14 protein-coding genes are annotated in these 13,776 nt (G+C 62.0%); 8 read left to right on the forward strand and 6 right to left on the reverse strand.

The window, feature by feature from the left end; translation table 11 throughout:
• The coding region (locus DHB74_RS13890; RefSeq protein WP_499161745.1) for a contractile injection system protein, VgrG/Pvc8 family at positions 1-306 on the reverse strand (306 nt) is incomplete at its 3' end.
• 150 nt (positions 307-456) lie between these two features.
• On the reverse strand, positions 457-2,892 hold the full coding sequence (locus tag DHB74_RS13895; RefSeq protein WP_499161746.1) for a penicillin acylase family protein: 2,436 nt from the start codon (positions 2,890-2,892) through the stop codon (positions 457-459).
• 95 nt (positions 2,893-2,987) lie between these two features.
• Between DHB74_RS13895 and DHB74_RS13900 the strand changes: the two genes are divergently transcribed.
• From DHB74_RS13900 to mnmH, 3 genes are read left to right on the forward strand one after another with little or no spacing between them, the layout of a single operon-like run.
• A complete protein-coding gene (locus DHB74_RS13900) occupies positions 2,988-3,989 on the forward strand; it encodes a patatin-like phospholipase family protein (RefSeq protein ID WP_280164217.1) in 1,002 nt (333 codons plus the stop codon).
• Between the two features lie 58 nt (positions 3,990-4,047).
• On the forward strand, positions 4,048-5,085 hold the full coding sequence (gene selD / locus DHB74_RS13905) for a selenide, water dikinase SelD (RefSeq protein ID WP_499161747.1): 1,038 nt from the start codon (positions 4,048-4,050) through the stop codon (positions 5,083-5,085).
• Positions 5,085-6,188 (forward strand): tRNA 2-selenouridine(34) synthase MnmH, encoded by a 1,104-nt coding sequence (gene mnmH, locus DHB74_RS13910; protein ID WP_499161748.1) that lies wholly within the window; start codon positions 5,085-5,087, stop codon positions 6,186-6,188. Before selD ends, mnmH begins: the two co-directional genes overlap by 1 nt.
• A 99-nt stretch (positions 6,189-6,287) precedes the next feature.
• Here mnmH and DHB74_RS13915 read toward each other — a convergent pair whose 3' ends face one another.
• From DHB74_RS13915 to DHB74_RS13925, 3 genes are all read right to left on the reverse strand, one after another.
• Complete coding sequence (locus DHB74_RS13915) at positions 6,288-6,860, reverse strand: Smr/MutS family protein (protein ID WP_499161749.1); 573 nt, start codon at positions 6,858-6,860, stop codon at positions 6,288-6,290.
• A gap of 65 nt (positions 6,861-6,925) precedes the next feature.
• A complete protein-coding gene (locus tag DHB74_RS13920; RefSeq protein WP_074778442.1) occupies positions 6,926-7,699 on the reverse strand; it encodes a hypothetical protein in 774 nt (257 codons plus the stop codon).
• A gap of 72 nt (positions 7,700-7,771) precedes the next feature.
• Positions 7,772-8,536 (reverse strand): TSUP family transporter, encoded by a 765-nt coding sequence (locus DHB74_RS13925; protein ID WP_036989575.1) that lies wholly within the window; start codon positions 8,534-8,536, stop codon positions 7,772-7,774.
• Positions 8,537-8,657: 121 nt separating this feature from the next.
• Here DHB74_RS13925 and aroC point away from each other — a divergent pair, with 121 nt between their 5' ends.
• From aroC to DHB74_RS13945, 4 genes are read left to right on the forward strand one after another with little or no spacing between them, the layout of a single operon-like run.
• Entirely contained in the window at positions 8,658-9,749 is a 1,092-nt protein-coding gene (gene aroC, locus DHB74_RS13930; RefSeq protein WP_036990286.1) for a chorismate synthase, read from the forward strand.
• 27 nt (positions 9,750-9,776) lie between these two features.
• A complete protein-coding gene (locus tag DHB74_RS13935; protein WP_499161814.1) occupies positions 9,777-10,928 on the forward strand; it encodes an MFS transporter in 1,152 nt (383 codons plus the stop codon).
• A gap of 34 nt (positions 10,929-10,962) precedes the next feature.
• Positions 10,963-11,148, forward strand: coding sequence for a PLDc N-terminal domain-containing protein (locus DHB74_RS13940; RefSeq protein WP_074778448.1), 186 nt, complete (start codon positions 10,963-10,965; stop codon positions 11,146-11,148).
• A complete protein-coding gene (locus DHB74_RS13945) occupies positions 11,145-11,909 on the forward strand; it encodes an SDR family oxidoreductase (protein ID WP_074778450.1) in 765 nt (254 codons plus the stop codon). Before DHB74_RS13940 ends, DHB74_RS13945 begins: the two co-directional genes overlap by 4 nt.
• Positions 11,910-11,978: 69 nt before the next feature.
• Here DHB74_RS13945 and DHB74_RS13950 read toward each other — a convergent pair whose 3' ends face one another.
• Positions 11,979-12,752 carry a ferredoxin--NADP reductase gene (locus DHB74_RS13950; RefSeq protein ID WP_036989580.1) on the reverse strand — a complete coding sequence of 258 codons (774 nt, stop codon included), beginning with the start codon at positions 12,750-12,752 and terminating at the stop codon, positions 11,979-11,981.
• A 108-nt stretch (positions 12,753-12,860) separates the two neighbouring features.
• On the opposite strand from DHB74_RS13950, the gene DHB74_RS13955 reads away from it, so the two are divergent.
• Positions 12,861-13,745 (forward strand): LysR family transcriptional regulator, encoded by an 885-nt coding sequence (locus tag DHB74_RS13955; protein WP_499161750.1) that lies wholly within the window; start codon positions 12,861-12,863, stop codon positions 13,743-13,745.
• The last annotated feature ends 31 nt before the right edge of the window (positions 13,746-13,776 follow it).

Here is a 13,776-nt window from a genome sequence, read left to right on the forward strand (position 1 = left end):
GTGCTGCAGATAGGCCAGCCGGGGGACCAGGGTGATGCGATAGCGGGTCAGGCGTTTGCCGGATTCGCCCTGGGCGACGCTGTGGATCAGGCCGTGCACGCCCTGGTCCGGCCCGGCGTAACTGAGATATGCCGGCTGATGTAATAACCCTTCGATATCCAGGTCCGGCCGTTCGCTGACCAGGTCCAGTTCGAAGCAATAAGGCTGGCTGATGGCTTCGGTGCCCTGGAAGGCCAGCACCTTGAAGTCGTGTTCCAGGTACGGAATGGCGAGGCTGAAGTGCGCGGTATTGGCCGGGGCGAACATCCTGTATTCCCTTGTCTGACGAACAAAGCCGCCGTTATATCAGACCGGGGCCGGCCAGGCTTCCTTGGGTAAGCAGGGTTGTGAGTCAGTTGGCAAAACCGTGGTGCCAGGGCCGGAACAGAGCTGTTCCGGCCTCATCTTCGAGTCGCTTTACTTACCCCGAGGACGCAAGACGAGCCGGTCGGGCAGGGCGCGAATACCCAGCCAGTCGAACAGGTGGGCGCGATAGTTACCCTGGGCGAATAGCTGCGCCTGGTCGTTGTAATGGGGATCGAAGGGGTTGCCGGATTGGCCGAGAGGGTTGATGCCCAATGCCGACTCGAGGTTGCCGAGGTCGATCAGTCGGCGGGTCGAGGGGCCTGCCTCCACGTCGTAATGATCGCCGCCGCGCTTGAAAGCCATGTTGTTCATGCTGCCATCAGTACCGGTGACCTCTACCCGAGCGCTGTTGAGTCGCCCGGCAAAGGGAATCTTGTCTGCCAGCGGATGCTTGTGCTGCAGGCTGGCGACGGTGCCCCAGGTCCACTCCTCGGGTTCCATGCCTAGCTGTTCCGTCAGCCCTTCGATGGTGCGGATCCAGGCTTGTTCGATGGCGGACTGGCGGCCGTCCATGATTGGCTGCTGACGGTTGTCCCACCAGGGCGATGCGGGTTTCCAGTACAGGCTGGCGAGGGTTTTTCGGGCCATGAAGGTGTCGCGGAAGTGCAGGTAGTGGTCGCCCAGTTCATCGGCGAACAGTGCTTCCATCAGATTGTCTTCCCAGCGCTGAAACAGCACGGCGCCGACGCTGTCCGGCGTAAAGCGGCCATCCCAGTCAGTCAGAATCTGCTTGGCCTGCTCGGCTGTGGGGCGCAGATTCTGCTCCAGCAACTCGCCGTCAAATAATGGCAGGGCGTCCTGAACCATGGCCACAGCATGGGGCCGCTGGCTGTCCAGCTGCATGGCCTTGAAAACGGAAAAGTCGAGCTTGTCCCGGCTTTTCAGCAATTCAGCCAGACGCTCGGCCCGTTCCGCGGGTGCGTAATAACCCGGCAGGATACGGCGCACACTGCTTTCCGGATAGGGGTTGTTGGCGCTGTAGATGAAGCCGGACGCGGGGTTGATCAATCTGGGGTTGGCGCTGAAGGGCTGATAGCCGAGGAAGTCATCACGGCGATTGCTGCCATCGAGCAGGCTGAAGCTGTTGTTGCTGTTGGGCCAGCGTTTCAGGCGGCCGGTCGCCCACATGGCGATGTTGTCGTCGACATCGGCATAGATGACATTCAGCCCCGGCGACCAGTGCAACGCGGCAGCGGCCTCGAACTCAGCCATATTGGTGGCGCGGGAGTAGCGATAGAAAGCTTCGGTGGAATCGCTGCCGGGGGTCAGGAAAGTCCAGAATAGACTGACCGGCTGAGGCGGCGTACTGCTCTCGTCCGTCGTGGTGGCAAGATGATCATTGATGATGGGGCCGTGACGCGAGCTGCGCAGGCGCACCAGGCGATCTTCCTGGCCACGGACCTTGATGACTTCTTCATGCACGGTCAGGTTCTGCCAGCGATCACCGACCCGCACCTGATTCGGGTTGTCCGGATTCAGCCGCTCGCGGTAGAAATCGATTTCGTCGTTCATCAGCATGGTCAGGCCCCAGGCATGCTGACGGGTCTGGCCCAGCAGAGGAAAAGGCAGGCCGGCGAGAAAGTGGCCATAGACCTCATGTTGCGGTGTGCGGATATGCGCTTCGTACCACACTGCCGGCACGGCAAAGCCGATATGCGGATCGTTGGCCAGCAGGGGGCGGCCGCTGGCGCTCAGGGCGCCTCGGACTGCCCAGGCGTTACTGCCCTGAAACTGCCCGGCCGGCAATTGCTGCTGTACCTGCGCGACCTGGTCAAGCAGCGGCTGGAGCAGCTCGACGGTCAGCGGGTTGCCGGAGGGGCGCGGCGGCAATCCCTGGGGCGCACCCGGTACCAGGTCCTGAACATGGCGCTCGCCGAGCGTGCCGCGGACGTGATCCACCAGGGCATCGGTGCGGAAGGCTTCGGCGAGCGAATAAGCCATGTAACCCATGACATGGGCGATGTCCGCTGTGGAGAAATAATCCGGCTGCGTCAGCAGCGCCCGGTATTCCACAGGAGTGCGGCCCTGGTCGATATATTGGTTGATGCCGTCCTGGTAAGCCTTGATCAGTTGCACATGGGGTTGATCGGCATTCTCCTCCAGCTGCGCGGCATATTGACGAGCATGACGACTGATACCCAAAGTGCGGAAGAACCTGTCGGTGGCGTAACTCTCCTGGCCAAACAGCTCGGACAGGCGCCCGCCGCCGATACGCCGCAGGATGTCCATCTGGAACAGGCGGTCCTGGGCGTGCAGATAGCCGAGGGCGCGGTAGGCGTCCTCATCATTCTGCGCATCGATGTGTGGCACACCCCAGGCATCGAAATAAACCGACACTTCCTGTTGGAGCCCTTTCAGGCGTAATGTGCCGCTGCGCTGCGCTTCGGCAGTGTGCAGTATCCAATGGCCAAGGGTGGTCAAGCCGACAGCAGCGACGAGCAGGGCGGCAACAATCTTCAAGCGGAAACGGGTGCGAGGCTGGATCACGGCTGGCCTTGTAACAGAGAATGGTTCCTGAGCGGGGCATCATGCTGAGACAGCGCTCCGGCGTCAATCGGGATTCAATACGGAGATGATGAAATATGGCACAAAGCGTTGCGCTGGTGCTTGGTAGTGGGGGTGCCAGAGGGTATGCCCATATTGGTGTCATCGAGGAAGTCGAGCGGCGTGGATACTCGATCGAGTGTATCGCTGGCTGTTCAATGGGGGCGGTGATCGGTGGCGTCTATGCTGCCGGTGGGCTCCAGGCGTACCGTGAGTGGGTGTCCGGGCTGGCCTATCTTGATGTGCTGCGGTTGCTGGACTTTGGCTTCGGCAATCTGGGTGCTATCCGCGGCGAGCGGATCTTCTCCCGGATTCATGAAATCGTCGGTGATCTGAATATCGAGGAACTCCGCATTCCTTTCACGGCCGTGGCCACCGACCTGACCAACCAGCAGGAAGTGTGGTTTCAGCAAGGTAGTCTGCAGCAGGCCATGCGCGCCTCGGCGGCCATTCCCAGTTTGTTCTCGCCGGTGCGCCAGGGCAGCCGCGTGCTGGTGGATGGCGGGTTGCTGAACCCGCTGCCGATCATCCCGGTGGTCTCCGCCCATTGCGATCTGATCATGGCGGTCAACCTCAATGCCAACCACACCAATGGCTATACCTTGCCGGTCATCGAGCGGCCGGCACCGATACGGCAGCAGTTGGAGCAGTGGATGGACTCATTGAGCCTGCGCAATCTGCTGCACTGGAACAGTGAAGAGGAGGAGGGTGAGCGGCAGGGCACGCTGGATATCAGCGAGGAGCCGAGCGACGCTGAGGTGGCGGCAAACCGTCAGAAGGATGAGACCAAGCCGGTGCGCGCGGACATCCCGATAGGGCCGGCCAGCATGCTGGAGCTGGTCAACCTGTCCTTCGAAACCATGCAGGCCTCGCTGACCAAGTACAAGATCGCTGGCTATCCGCCGGATGTGATCTTCGACGTGCCCAAACGGCTGTGCAAGTTCTTTGAGTTCCAGCGCGCACCGGAACTGATCGAGCTTGGCCGGATGATTGCCAGCGATACGCTTGATCGGTTCGAGCAGGGCAAGCCGCCGGTTTGACCAGCGAGTTGGCTGGAGGGCTGGTAGAATGCGCGCTGAGTTTTCAGCGGAGGCAGTCATGACCGATACAGTGCGCTTGACCGAATACAGCCATGGGGCTGGCTGCGGTTGCAAGATTTCTCCCAAGGTGCTGGATGAAATCCTCGCCAGCAACCAGCCGGCACCTGCGTATTCGCAGCTCTGGGTGGGCAACAGCAGTCGTGATGATGCTGCGGTATTCGGTCTCGATGACGAGCGCGGTATCGTCAGCACTACCGACTTCTTCATGCCGATTGTCGATGACGCCTACGACTTCGGACGTATCGCTGCGACCAATGCCATCAGTGATATCTACGCTATGGGCGGTACACCCTTGATGGCCATCGCCATTCTCGGCTGGCCGGTGAATGTGTTGCCGGCCGCGGTGGCTGCCCAGGTCATGGCCGGTGCCCGCGCCGTCTGTGCCGACGCCGGCATGCCCCTGGCCGGCGGCCATTCCATTGATGCGCCCGAGCCGATCTTTGGTCTGGCGGTGACCGGCCAGGTCACCCGCCAGCAACTCAAACGCAATGACACCGCCCGTGCTGGCGCCCGGTTATATCTGACCAAGCCGCTGGGTATCGGCATTCTCACCACTGCTGAAAAACAGAAAAAGTTGCGTGAGGAAGATATCGGCGTGGCCCGCGATCTGATGTGCCAGCTCAACCGTATCGGTGCGCGCTTCGCGCAGCTGGACGGCGTGCAGGCGATGACTGATGTCACCGGCTTCGGTCTGCTCGGCCATCTGGCGGAAATGGCCGAAGGCTCGGGTGTACTGGCGCGCGTTACCGAGTCCGCCGTGCCGCGGATTGCCGGCGTTGAGCATTATCTTGCTGCCGGTTGCATACCTGGTGGTACCGGGCGCAACTTCGCCAGCTATGGTCACAAGCTGGCAGACATGCCGGAGCAGTGGCGTCACCTGCTATGCGATCCGCAGACCAGCGGCGGATTGCTGGTCGCGGTCGATCCTGCGGTCGATGAGGCGTTCCTGGCCGTTGCCCGGGAGGAAGGGCTGAACCTGCAACCGATCGGTGAACTGCTGGAGCACCGCGGTGGTCACTGGGTCGAGGTTGTCTGATGCGGGATAATAGCGATGATTACCGCAGCCTGTTTCTGACCGACGTGCCGATGATGGATGTGCGTGCGCCGATCGAGTTCGGCAAGGGGGCGTTTCCCGGTGTGCTCAATCGTCCGCTGATGGATGACGAAGAACGCCGCCGGGTGGGCATCTGCTACAAGGAGCATGGGCAGGACGCGGCTATCGCGCTGGGCCACAAGCTGGTCAAGGGCGATCTCAAGGCGGCTCGTATCGCCAGTTGGAAAGCCTTTGCCGAGGCCAATCCCAATGGCTATCTGTACTGCTTTCGTGGCGGGTTGCGCTCGCAGTTGGTACAGCAGTGGCTGGCCGAGGCAGGGGTTGAATATCCGCGGGTGATCGGCGGCTACAAGGCCATGCGCCGGTTTCTCATCGATACGCTGGATGAGGCGGTGCGCGATTGCCCGCTGCAACTGGTGGCGGGCCTGACCGGTACCGGCAAGACCGAAATCATTACAGCGCTCGACAACAGCCTTGATCTGGAGCGCCATGCCCATCATCGCGGCTCCAGTTTCGGCCGTCATGCCACGCCCCAGCCAGTGCAGATCGACTTCGAGAACCGCCTGGCGATCGAAGCGTTGCAGGTGCGCGAGCGGGGCGCACGCACTCTGGTGCTGGAAGACGAGGGCCGCATGGTCGGCAGCTGTTCGGTGCCATTGGAGTTGTTCCGCGTCATGCAGACCGCGCCGCTGATCTGGCTGGATGATAGCCTGGAGAATCGGGTGAGGCGCATTCTCGGCGACTATGTCATCGATATGCGGGCCGAATTTGCCCTGCAGTATCCGCAGAGCCCGGAGCAGGCCTTCGAGGCGTTTGCCGCGTACCTGCTGGGGAGTCTGCTGCGCATCCGCAAGCGCCTGGGGCCGGAGCATTTCCAGGCGCTGGATCAGCTGATGCGCCAAGCGCTGGAGCAGCAGCAACGCAACGATGATGTTCAAGGCCACCGTGGCTGGATCGAAGGGTTGCTACGCGATTACTACGACCCGATGTATGCCTATCAACGTGAAGCCAAGGAAGAGCGGATCGTGTTTGCCGGAGATCGGGAGGCGGTGATCGGCTATCTGCAGGACGGACGGTCTTTATAGCGCCGCTCGCGGAAAACCACTTGTAGGAGCGGGCTTGCCCGCGAAGGCGGTGGAAGGAAGGCTTCGCGGGCAAGGCCGCTCCCGCCGTGCTCTGCGAAATCAGTCGTCGCGGCCTTCGAGCATTTCTCGCTTCAGTAGTACATACACCGACCCGGTGCCGCCGTGACGCGGGATGCAGGAGGTGAAGCCGAGCACTTTCGGGTGCTGGCGTAGCCAGGTGTTGACGTGGCTCTTGAGGATCGGGGTGCGGCCGTCCTTGCGTTGGGCCTTGCCGTGGGTGACGCGCACGCAGCGCACTTCCAGCTGGGTGGCCTCGGCGAGAAACTCCCACAGCAGCTCGCGGGCCTTCTCCACGGTCATGCCATGCAGATCGATACTGCCATCAAAGGGAATCTGTCCGCTCTTCAGCTTGCGCAGTTGGCTTTCCTGCACACCATTGGCGGTCCAGGCGAGTTCTTCCTCGGGCGCGACATCAATCACGAAATGATCGGACAGCCCATCCACTCGGGTCTGCTGCTGTGGCTGCACAGCGCGCTGGCGCAGCGCCCGGAGCTGGGCGCGGTCGCTGCGCGGCTTGCCGGTGTCGGCGCGGTCGGTAGTGATGGGGCGGGCGCCCCGGATGGCCTGGCGGAACAGCTCCAGGCCATCCGCATCATCGTTATCCTGGGTCATGGTTGCGGCTTGGTTCGGCTCATTGAACAGGCCGGCAGTCTATCAGATAGCGTCGCCGGTTCCGATCAGCGCAGGACCACCCAGAGCAGCATCAATGCCTGGAAGATGGAAAACACGATAAGACAGCCGATGGCGAAACGATGGCCGATATCGTTGCGCTTGTACTCATCAAGGGTCGCCTGCAGCGAGGTGAGCTGGGCCTGTTGCTGGCGGTTCAGGGTTTCCTGTTCGCGCAGTTGACGCAGGGTGTCGGCGATGTGCAGTTGCTGAACCCGCTCGACATTCCAACTGGCAACCAGGTCGCTGACCCGGTTGGCCTGGGCCTTGCCTTCGGTGCGGGCGTCATTGCTCCAGGTCAGATGAAAGCCCGCCCGCTTGAGCAGCCGCTCGCGCATTTGCCGAGTCTCCTCGCTGGGCACTTCACTGGCATGGAGCACGATGGGTGTCACCGCATAGTCGGCGCAGTGGCGTTGGCACCAGTCGATCAACTGGGCGAGCATGAATCCGGCCAACCCCCGCTGGGGCGGGAAGATGCGCAGGCCCGACAGCGGCCCGAAACGAACCCGGTGGTGGCGGTGGTCGATCAGCACTTCCATGAAATTGGTATCCGGCGGCACGGTTTCGTCTTCGATCCGGATCTGCAGGCGCAGCAGTTCGAGTTGGGCAACCCGCTCGCGGGTCACGGCGATCTGCGCCAGGCGTTCGCCGTGCAGCATCAGCCTGCCCTTGAATACCGGCTTGAGCTGGATCCAATAGTATTCCGAGGGCCGTGCATGGGCGAAGGGATCGCGCACGGGAGGCGACTCGGGAGCCTCGGGGTGGGTCAGATCTTCATTCATGGGTGTGATTCCTGCCTGCATATTCCGTTATCGGCGGATTGCCATTGTTCTTGAATGTGACATGCAGTGTGACTATCCGCTGATGGCCTGCCAGATCAGGCGCAGCGCCAGAAGCGTCAGCAGGGCATTGAAGAGCAGCGTGAAGCGGCTGTCGGTCAACCGCCGGAGCAGGCGCAGGCCGGCCCATGTGCCCGCCGCACCGGCAGCGATCATCAGCAGAATCAAGCCCAGCCACTCGGCGAACACGAAGCCCGCGGCGCCGTAGATCACCGCCTTGGGGGCATGTTGTAAACACATTGCGGTGGCGAATGTAGCCACGGTGGAAAAGCGCTCGCCTTTCTGTTGTTGCTTGACGAAAGCGGCAACCAGCGGCCCGGTAGCACCGACGAACAGACTGACGAAAGTGGTCAGTCCGGCGGCCAGCAAGGTGCCCACTGGGCCGGTAGCCACCGCCGGAATGGGCGGCCCCCAGCACAGCAGCAGAATGAACCCGGCGATGCAGATCTGTACCAGCGCCAATGGCAGGTCGACCAGAAACAGGCTGCCCAGCCAGGCGCCGAGCAGAACACCGGGGGCGAACCAGAGAATCAACCGCAGATTGATATGGCGTAGCGTCATGCTCGCCCGGCTGAGGTTGGAGCCCAGCTGGACCATGCCATGCACCGGAATGATCGCGGCTGGGGGCATGACGATGGCCATGATCGCCAGCAACAACACGCCGCCGCCGATGCCCAGTGAGGCGGTGATGGCCGAGGTGAGGGCGGAAACGGCCACCAGCGCGGCACTGGTCAGCGGCGGCAGGGCCGCGGGCAGCAAAAGCTCCAGCAATGCTTGCATCGGTCGGTTTGGCTCAAGAAGGTCGGGCCGACAAGACTACCGCCGCCATCTCAGGCTGTCACCCGTGCCGGCCGAGCGTTATACTGCCTGCCTTTCTCTGATCTGGAAATGGATGGCACGCATGGCCGGAAATACCCTTGGCACCCTGTTCACCGTCACCACTGCTGGCGAAAGCCATGGCCCGGCGCTGGTTGCCATTGTTGATGGGTGCCCGCCGGGGCTGGAGCTGAGTGCTGCTGATCTGCAGGCGGACCTGGATCGGCGCAAGCCTGGCACCAGTCGGCATACTACCCAGCGCCAGGAGCCGGATGAGGTCGAGATCCTCTCCGGGGTGTTCGAGGGGCGCACTACCGGGTGCCCGATTGGCTTGCTGATCCGCAATACCGATCAGAAGTCCAAGGATTACTCGGCGATCAAGGATCTGTTTCGCCCAGCCCATGCGGACTATACCTATCACCACAAATACGGTGAGCGCGATTATCGCGGCGGTGGACGCTCCTCCGCGCGGGAAACCGCGATGCGCGTGGCTGCGGGCGCGATTGCGCGCAAATACCTGGCCAGCCAGGGCATTACCGTGCGCGGCTACATGAGCCAGCTGGGGCCGATCGAGATTCCGTTCAAGAACTGGGAGGCGGTCGGCCAGAATGCCTTCTTCAGCCCCGATCCGGACAAGGTGCCGGAGCTGGAAGCCTACATGGACCAGCTGCGCCGGGATCAGGATTCGGTCGGTGCCAAGATCACCGTGATTGCCGAAGGCGTGCCGCCGGGCTTGGGCGAGCCGGTCTTCGACCGCCTGGATGCGGAGCTTGCCTATGCGCTGATGAACATCAATGCGGTCAAGGGGGTGGAGATCGGCGCCGGTTTCGGCTCGGTCAGCCAGCGCGGCACCGAGCACCGGGATGAACTCACTCCCGAGGGTTTTTTGAGCAACAACGCCGGCGGCGTGTTGGGCGGCATTTCTTCCGGCCAGCCGATCATCGCTCATCTGGCGCTCAAGCCGACCTCCAGCATCACCACCCCGGGCCGCTCCATCGATGTGCATGGCAACCCGGTTGAGGTGATCACCAAGGGTCGTCACGACCCCTGTGTCGGCATCCGTGCGACGCCCATCGCGGAGGCCATGATGGCCTTGGTGTTGATGGACCACCTGCTGCGTCATCGGGCGCAAAATGGTGATGTGCGGGTCGATACGCCGGTGCTGGGACAGCTCTGATGGGCACGCCGACGTAAACGCTTCGACATCGCTGAGATGTTGCCCTACTGGCGTCTGTCCGGCTTCTATTTCTGCTACTTCGCCCTGCTCGGCGGAGTAGCTCCCTTCCTGTCACTGTACTTCCATCATCTGGGCTTTTCCGCGGCGCGGATCGGTGAGCTGGTGGCCATTCCCATGTTGATGCGTTGTTTCGCTCCGGTGCTGTGGGGCTGGTTGGGTGATCGCAGCGGGCAGCGGCTGTTGATCGTGCGGCTGGGTGCCTTGCTTACCGCGTTGACTTTCACCGGCATCCTTTGGCGTCAGGATTATCTGTGGCTGGCGTTGATCATGGCCCTGCACAGTTTCTTCTGGCATGCGGTCCTGCCGCAGTTCGAAACCATTACGTTTGGCCATCTGGGTGAACAATCGGCACGCTACAGTCGAATCCGGCTGTGGGGCTCGGTCGGCTTCATCGTCACGGTGGTGGTCCTGGGGCTGTTGCTGGACAGGTTCAGTCCGGCAATCTATCCCCAGGCCATGCTCAGTATCATGCTGGCGATCTTCTGCTGTAGCCTGCTGGTGCCGCCAGCCCCGGTGGCTGCGACCCGCTCCGCCTTGCCGGGTGATGGTTTTCTGCGGCAATTATGGCGGCCCGGGGTGCTGGTGTTCTTTTTCAGCGCCGGGCTGATGCAATTGTCCCACGGGCCGTACTACACCTTCCTGACACTGCATCTGGAAGCGCTGGGTTACGACCGGGTATTGATCGGGGCAATGTGGGCGCTGGGGGTGGTTGCGGAGATCATCCTGTTCATGGTGATGAGCGTGATACTGGCCCGTTTTTCACTCAAGCAGCTGCTGATCGGCAGTTTTATTCTGGCGGCGCTGCGTTGGCTGCTGTTGGGGTTTTGGGCGGACAGCCTCGTATTGCTGGCGCTCGCCCAGATAATGCATGCAGCGACCTTTGGCTGCTTCCATGTGGTGGCGGTGCACTTCGTCCAGCGCAGCTTTGCCGAACGTTATCAAGGGCAGGGCCAGGCACTGTATGCCACGCTGTCCGGTTGCGGCGGGGCTCTTGGTGCGCTGTATTCCGGTTACAGCTGGAATGCCCTGGGCGCCGGCTGGACCTTCGCACTGGCCAGCGTGGCGGCGACGCTGGCGGCGTTGTTGCTGCTGCGTTGGATGCCGGGTCGGGCCAGCTGATGGTCTATAGTGGGGCGGAACAGGAGGTGGCGGGATGAATACCAATTTCATTGTCGTGATGGGCGGTCTGGCACTGCTGTTGTTGGCGCTGTCGGCTATCAGCAGTATTGCGCAGAGCACCGAATCACGCAGCCATAAAACCGGCTGGATCGCTCTGGTGGCCCTCGTGCCGCTGGCAGGCTGGGCTCTATGGTGGCGCAAGGGGCCGCGACGCCCATGAATGAACAGTCAGGCGTGCGAGTGGCGCTGGTAACTGGCGCGGCGCGGGGGATTGGCAAAGGTATTGCCGCCAGTCTGCTGCGCGCCGGCTGGGCGGTGGTGCTGGGTGATGTGGATGAAACTGAAGGGCTGGCCGCTGCAGAGGAGCTGGCGCGGCTGGGAACGGTGGAGTTCGTGCCGCTGGATGTGGCAGACGAGGCCAGTGTGCAGGCGGTGGTCGAGCAGATCGAGGAAGACTTCGGGCGGCTCGACGGCGTAGTCAATAACGCGGGTCTGGCTGATCCGGATAACGGACCCCTGGAGCAGTTGACGCTGGAGGCCTGGAATCGCCTGTTGTCGGTCAACCTCACCGGCGCCTTTCTGGTCTCCCGGCAGTGTATCGGCCTGCTGCGCGAGAGTGGTGGTGCCATCGTTAATATCGCCTCGACCCGAGCGTTGCAATCCGAACCCCATACCGAAGCCTATGCGGCGAGCAAGGGCGGCCTGGTGGCCTTGACCCATGCGCTGGCGGTGAGTCTCGGCCCGGATATCCGCGTCAATGCGGTCAGCCCCGGCTGGATCGATACCCGCCCGAAATCATTGCAGGCCACTGACCCGCTGCGTCAGGTGGATCATGAGCAGCATGCGGTCGGTCGGGTAGGGCAGCCGGAGGATATGGGCGAACTGGCGGCGTTTCTGTTGAGCCCGGCAGCGGCGTTCATTACCGGCCAGAATATCGTTGCCGACGGCGGCATGACCCGGCAGATGATCTATCGGGAATAGGGCGGCAACAGTGGGGGGAGATAAGCAGGCGCCCGGTATCGCAAGTCCGGGCGCCGGTAATGCAGAGGCTTACTTCTCGACGAAGGCCCGCTCGATGGCGTAGTGGCCCTGAATACCCTGGCGGGATTCCTCGAAGCCCCAGTCATCCAGGATGGCGGTCAGGTCCTTGAGCATGGCCGGGCTGCCGCACAGCATGAAACGGTCGTCTTCCAGGTTCGGCTTGGGCAGGCCGATATCCTCGAACAGTTTGCCGTTGCTCATCAGGTCGGACAGGCGGCCTTCATTGCGGTAGGGCTCGCGGGTCACGGTCGGGTAGTAGATCAGTTGCTCGCGCACCTGCTCGCCGAAGTACTCATGATCCGGCAGATCCTCGGTGATCAGCTTCTGATAGGCCAGTTCGCGTACCCAGCGGCAACCGTGGGTGAGGATGACCTTGTCGAAGCGCTCGTAGGTTTCCGGGTCCTGGATGATGCTGATGAAGGGCGCGAGGCCGGTACCGGTACTGAGCAGGTACAGGTTACGGCCGGACAGCACGTTGTCCAGAACCAGGGTGCCGGTGGGCTTGCTGCTGACGATGATGTTGTCGCCTTCCTTGATATGCTGCAGGCGCGAGGTCAGCGGGCCATCCGGTACCTTGATGCTGTAGAACTCCATGGTGTCTTCGTAGTTCGGGCTGGCGATACTGTAGGCGCGCATCAGCGGACGACTGTCGACTTCAAGGCCAATCATGATGAAATGACCGTTCTTGAAGCGCAGACCCGGATCACGGGTAGTCTTGAAGCTGAACAGGGTATCGGTCCAGTGGTGGACACTGAGGACACGTTCGGTTCTGAATTTGGACATCCAGGTGGTTCTCCGCTTGGGATGGTTTCGAATTGCAGCCATTCTACCGTCCAGCTAATCTACCGGTTAAATGACTTATTTTAATTTGCCTATCCGGGAAAACCGATAATGAAGTATACCCTCCGGCAACTGGAAGTTTTTCTCGCCACGGCCTTCCATGAAAACCTGACCCGCGCCGCAGACAGCCTGGCGATGTCCCAGTCGGCGGCGAGCAGTGCTCTGCGAGATCTTGAGAGCCAGTTCGAGGTGCAGTTATTCGACCGAGTCGGCAAGCGGCTGCAGCTGAATGAGCTGGGGCGCAGCATCCGGCCTCGGGCCCAGGCGTTGCTGGAGCAAGCCAACGGGCTGGAGGCGGCGCTGGCTGGGCATGAGGAGATTGGTCATCTGCGGGTTGGTGCAACCATGAGCGTTGGCAACTATATCGCCGTGGGCATCATGACCCGCTACATGCTGGAGCAGCCTGGCGCGCGGGTAGAGCTGGAGGTGGCCAACACGTCGAGCATCGTGCGCAAACTGGTCAACTTCGAACTGGACCTGGGGATGATCGAAGGCGAGACCCGGCATCCGGACCTCAAGATGCTTTACTGGCAGGAAGATGAGCTGGTGGTGTTCTGCGCCCCGGATCATGAGCTGGCCGGCAAACCCTGGCTGACCGATGAGGATCTGATGCAGGCGGAGTGGATCGTCCGCGAGCAGGGGTCGGGTACCCGGCAGAACTTCGAGTGGGCTCTGCACGGCCTGTTACCCCAACTCAACATCAAACTGGAACTGCAGCATACCGAAGCCATCAAGCGGGCAGTGGAAGCGGGGTTGGGGGTGGGATGCCTGTCGGCCATTACCCTGGGTGACGCGTTTCGTCGGGGTACACTGGTGCCCTTACCGGTACCGCATCGGGATTTCAAGCGGGGGCTGTACTTCGTGCGTCATCGCAACAAGTTCATCAGCGCGGGGATGCGCCGGTGGCTGGAACTGTGTCAGGAGGAGTCGAGCTAGCAAGACCGACCCGGGCAGGGAGCCCGGGCCG

This window comes from Pseudomonas sp. G11-1, from assembly GCF_024031555.1.
Lineage (GTDB): Bacteria > Pseudomonadota > Gammaproteobacteria > Pseudomonadales > Pseudomonadaceae > Halopseudomonas > Halopseudomonas bauzanensis.

Excerpts from the sequence above, each read along its gene's own strand:
- DHB74_RS13900 (WP_280164217.1), top strand. The coding sequence starts at position 2,988 with ATGGCACAAAGCGTTGCGCTGGTGCTTGGTAGTGGGGGTGCCAGAGGG.
- selD (WP_499161747.1), top strand. The coding sequence starts at position 4,048 with ATGACCGATACAGTGCGCTTGACCGAATACAGCCATGGGGCTGGCTGC.
- mnmH (WP_499161748.1), top strand. The coding sequence starts at position 5,085 with ATGCGGGATAATAGCGATGATTACCGCAGCCTGTTTCTGACCGACGTG.
- DHB74_RS13915 (WP_499161749.1), bottom strand. The coding sequence starts at position 6,860 with ATGACCCAGGATAACGATGATGCGGATGGCCTGGAGCTGTTCCGCCAG.
- DHB74_RS13920 (WP_074778442.1), bottom strand. The coding sequence starts at position 7,699 with ATGAATGAAGATCTGACCCACCCCGAGGCTCCCGAGTCGCCTCCCGTG.
- DHB74_RS13925 (WP_036989575.1), bottom strand. The coding sequence starts at position 8,536 with ATGCAAGCATTGCTGGAGCTTTTGCTGCCCGCGGCCCTGCCGCCGCTG.
- aroC (WP_036990286.1), top strand. The coding sequence starts at position 8,658 with ATGGCCGGAAATACCCTTGGCACCCTGTTCACCGTCACCACTGCTGGC.
- DHB74_RS13940 (WP_074778448.1), top strand. The coding sequence starts at position 10,963 with ATGAATACCAATTTCATTGTCGTGATGGGCGGTCTGGCACTGCTGTTG.
- DHB74_RS13945 (WP_074778450.1), top strand. The coding sequence starts at position 11,145 with ATGAATGAACAGTCAGGCGTGCGAGTGGCGCTGGTAACTGGCGCGGCG.
- DHB74_RS13950 (WP_036989580.1), bottom strand. The coding sequence starts at position 12,752 with ATGTCCAAATTCAGAACCGAACGTGTCCTCAGTGTCCACCACTGGACC.
- DHB74_RS13955 (WP_499161750.1), top strand. The coding sequence starts at position 12,861 with ATGAAGTATACCCTCCGGCAACTGGAAGTTTTTCTCGCCACGGCCTTC.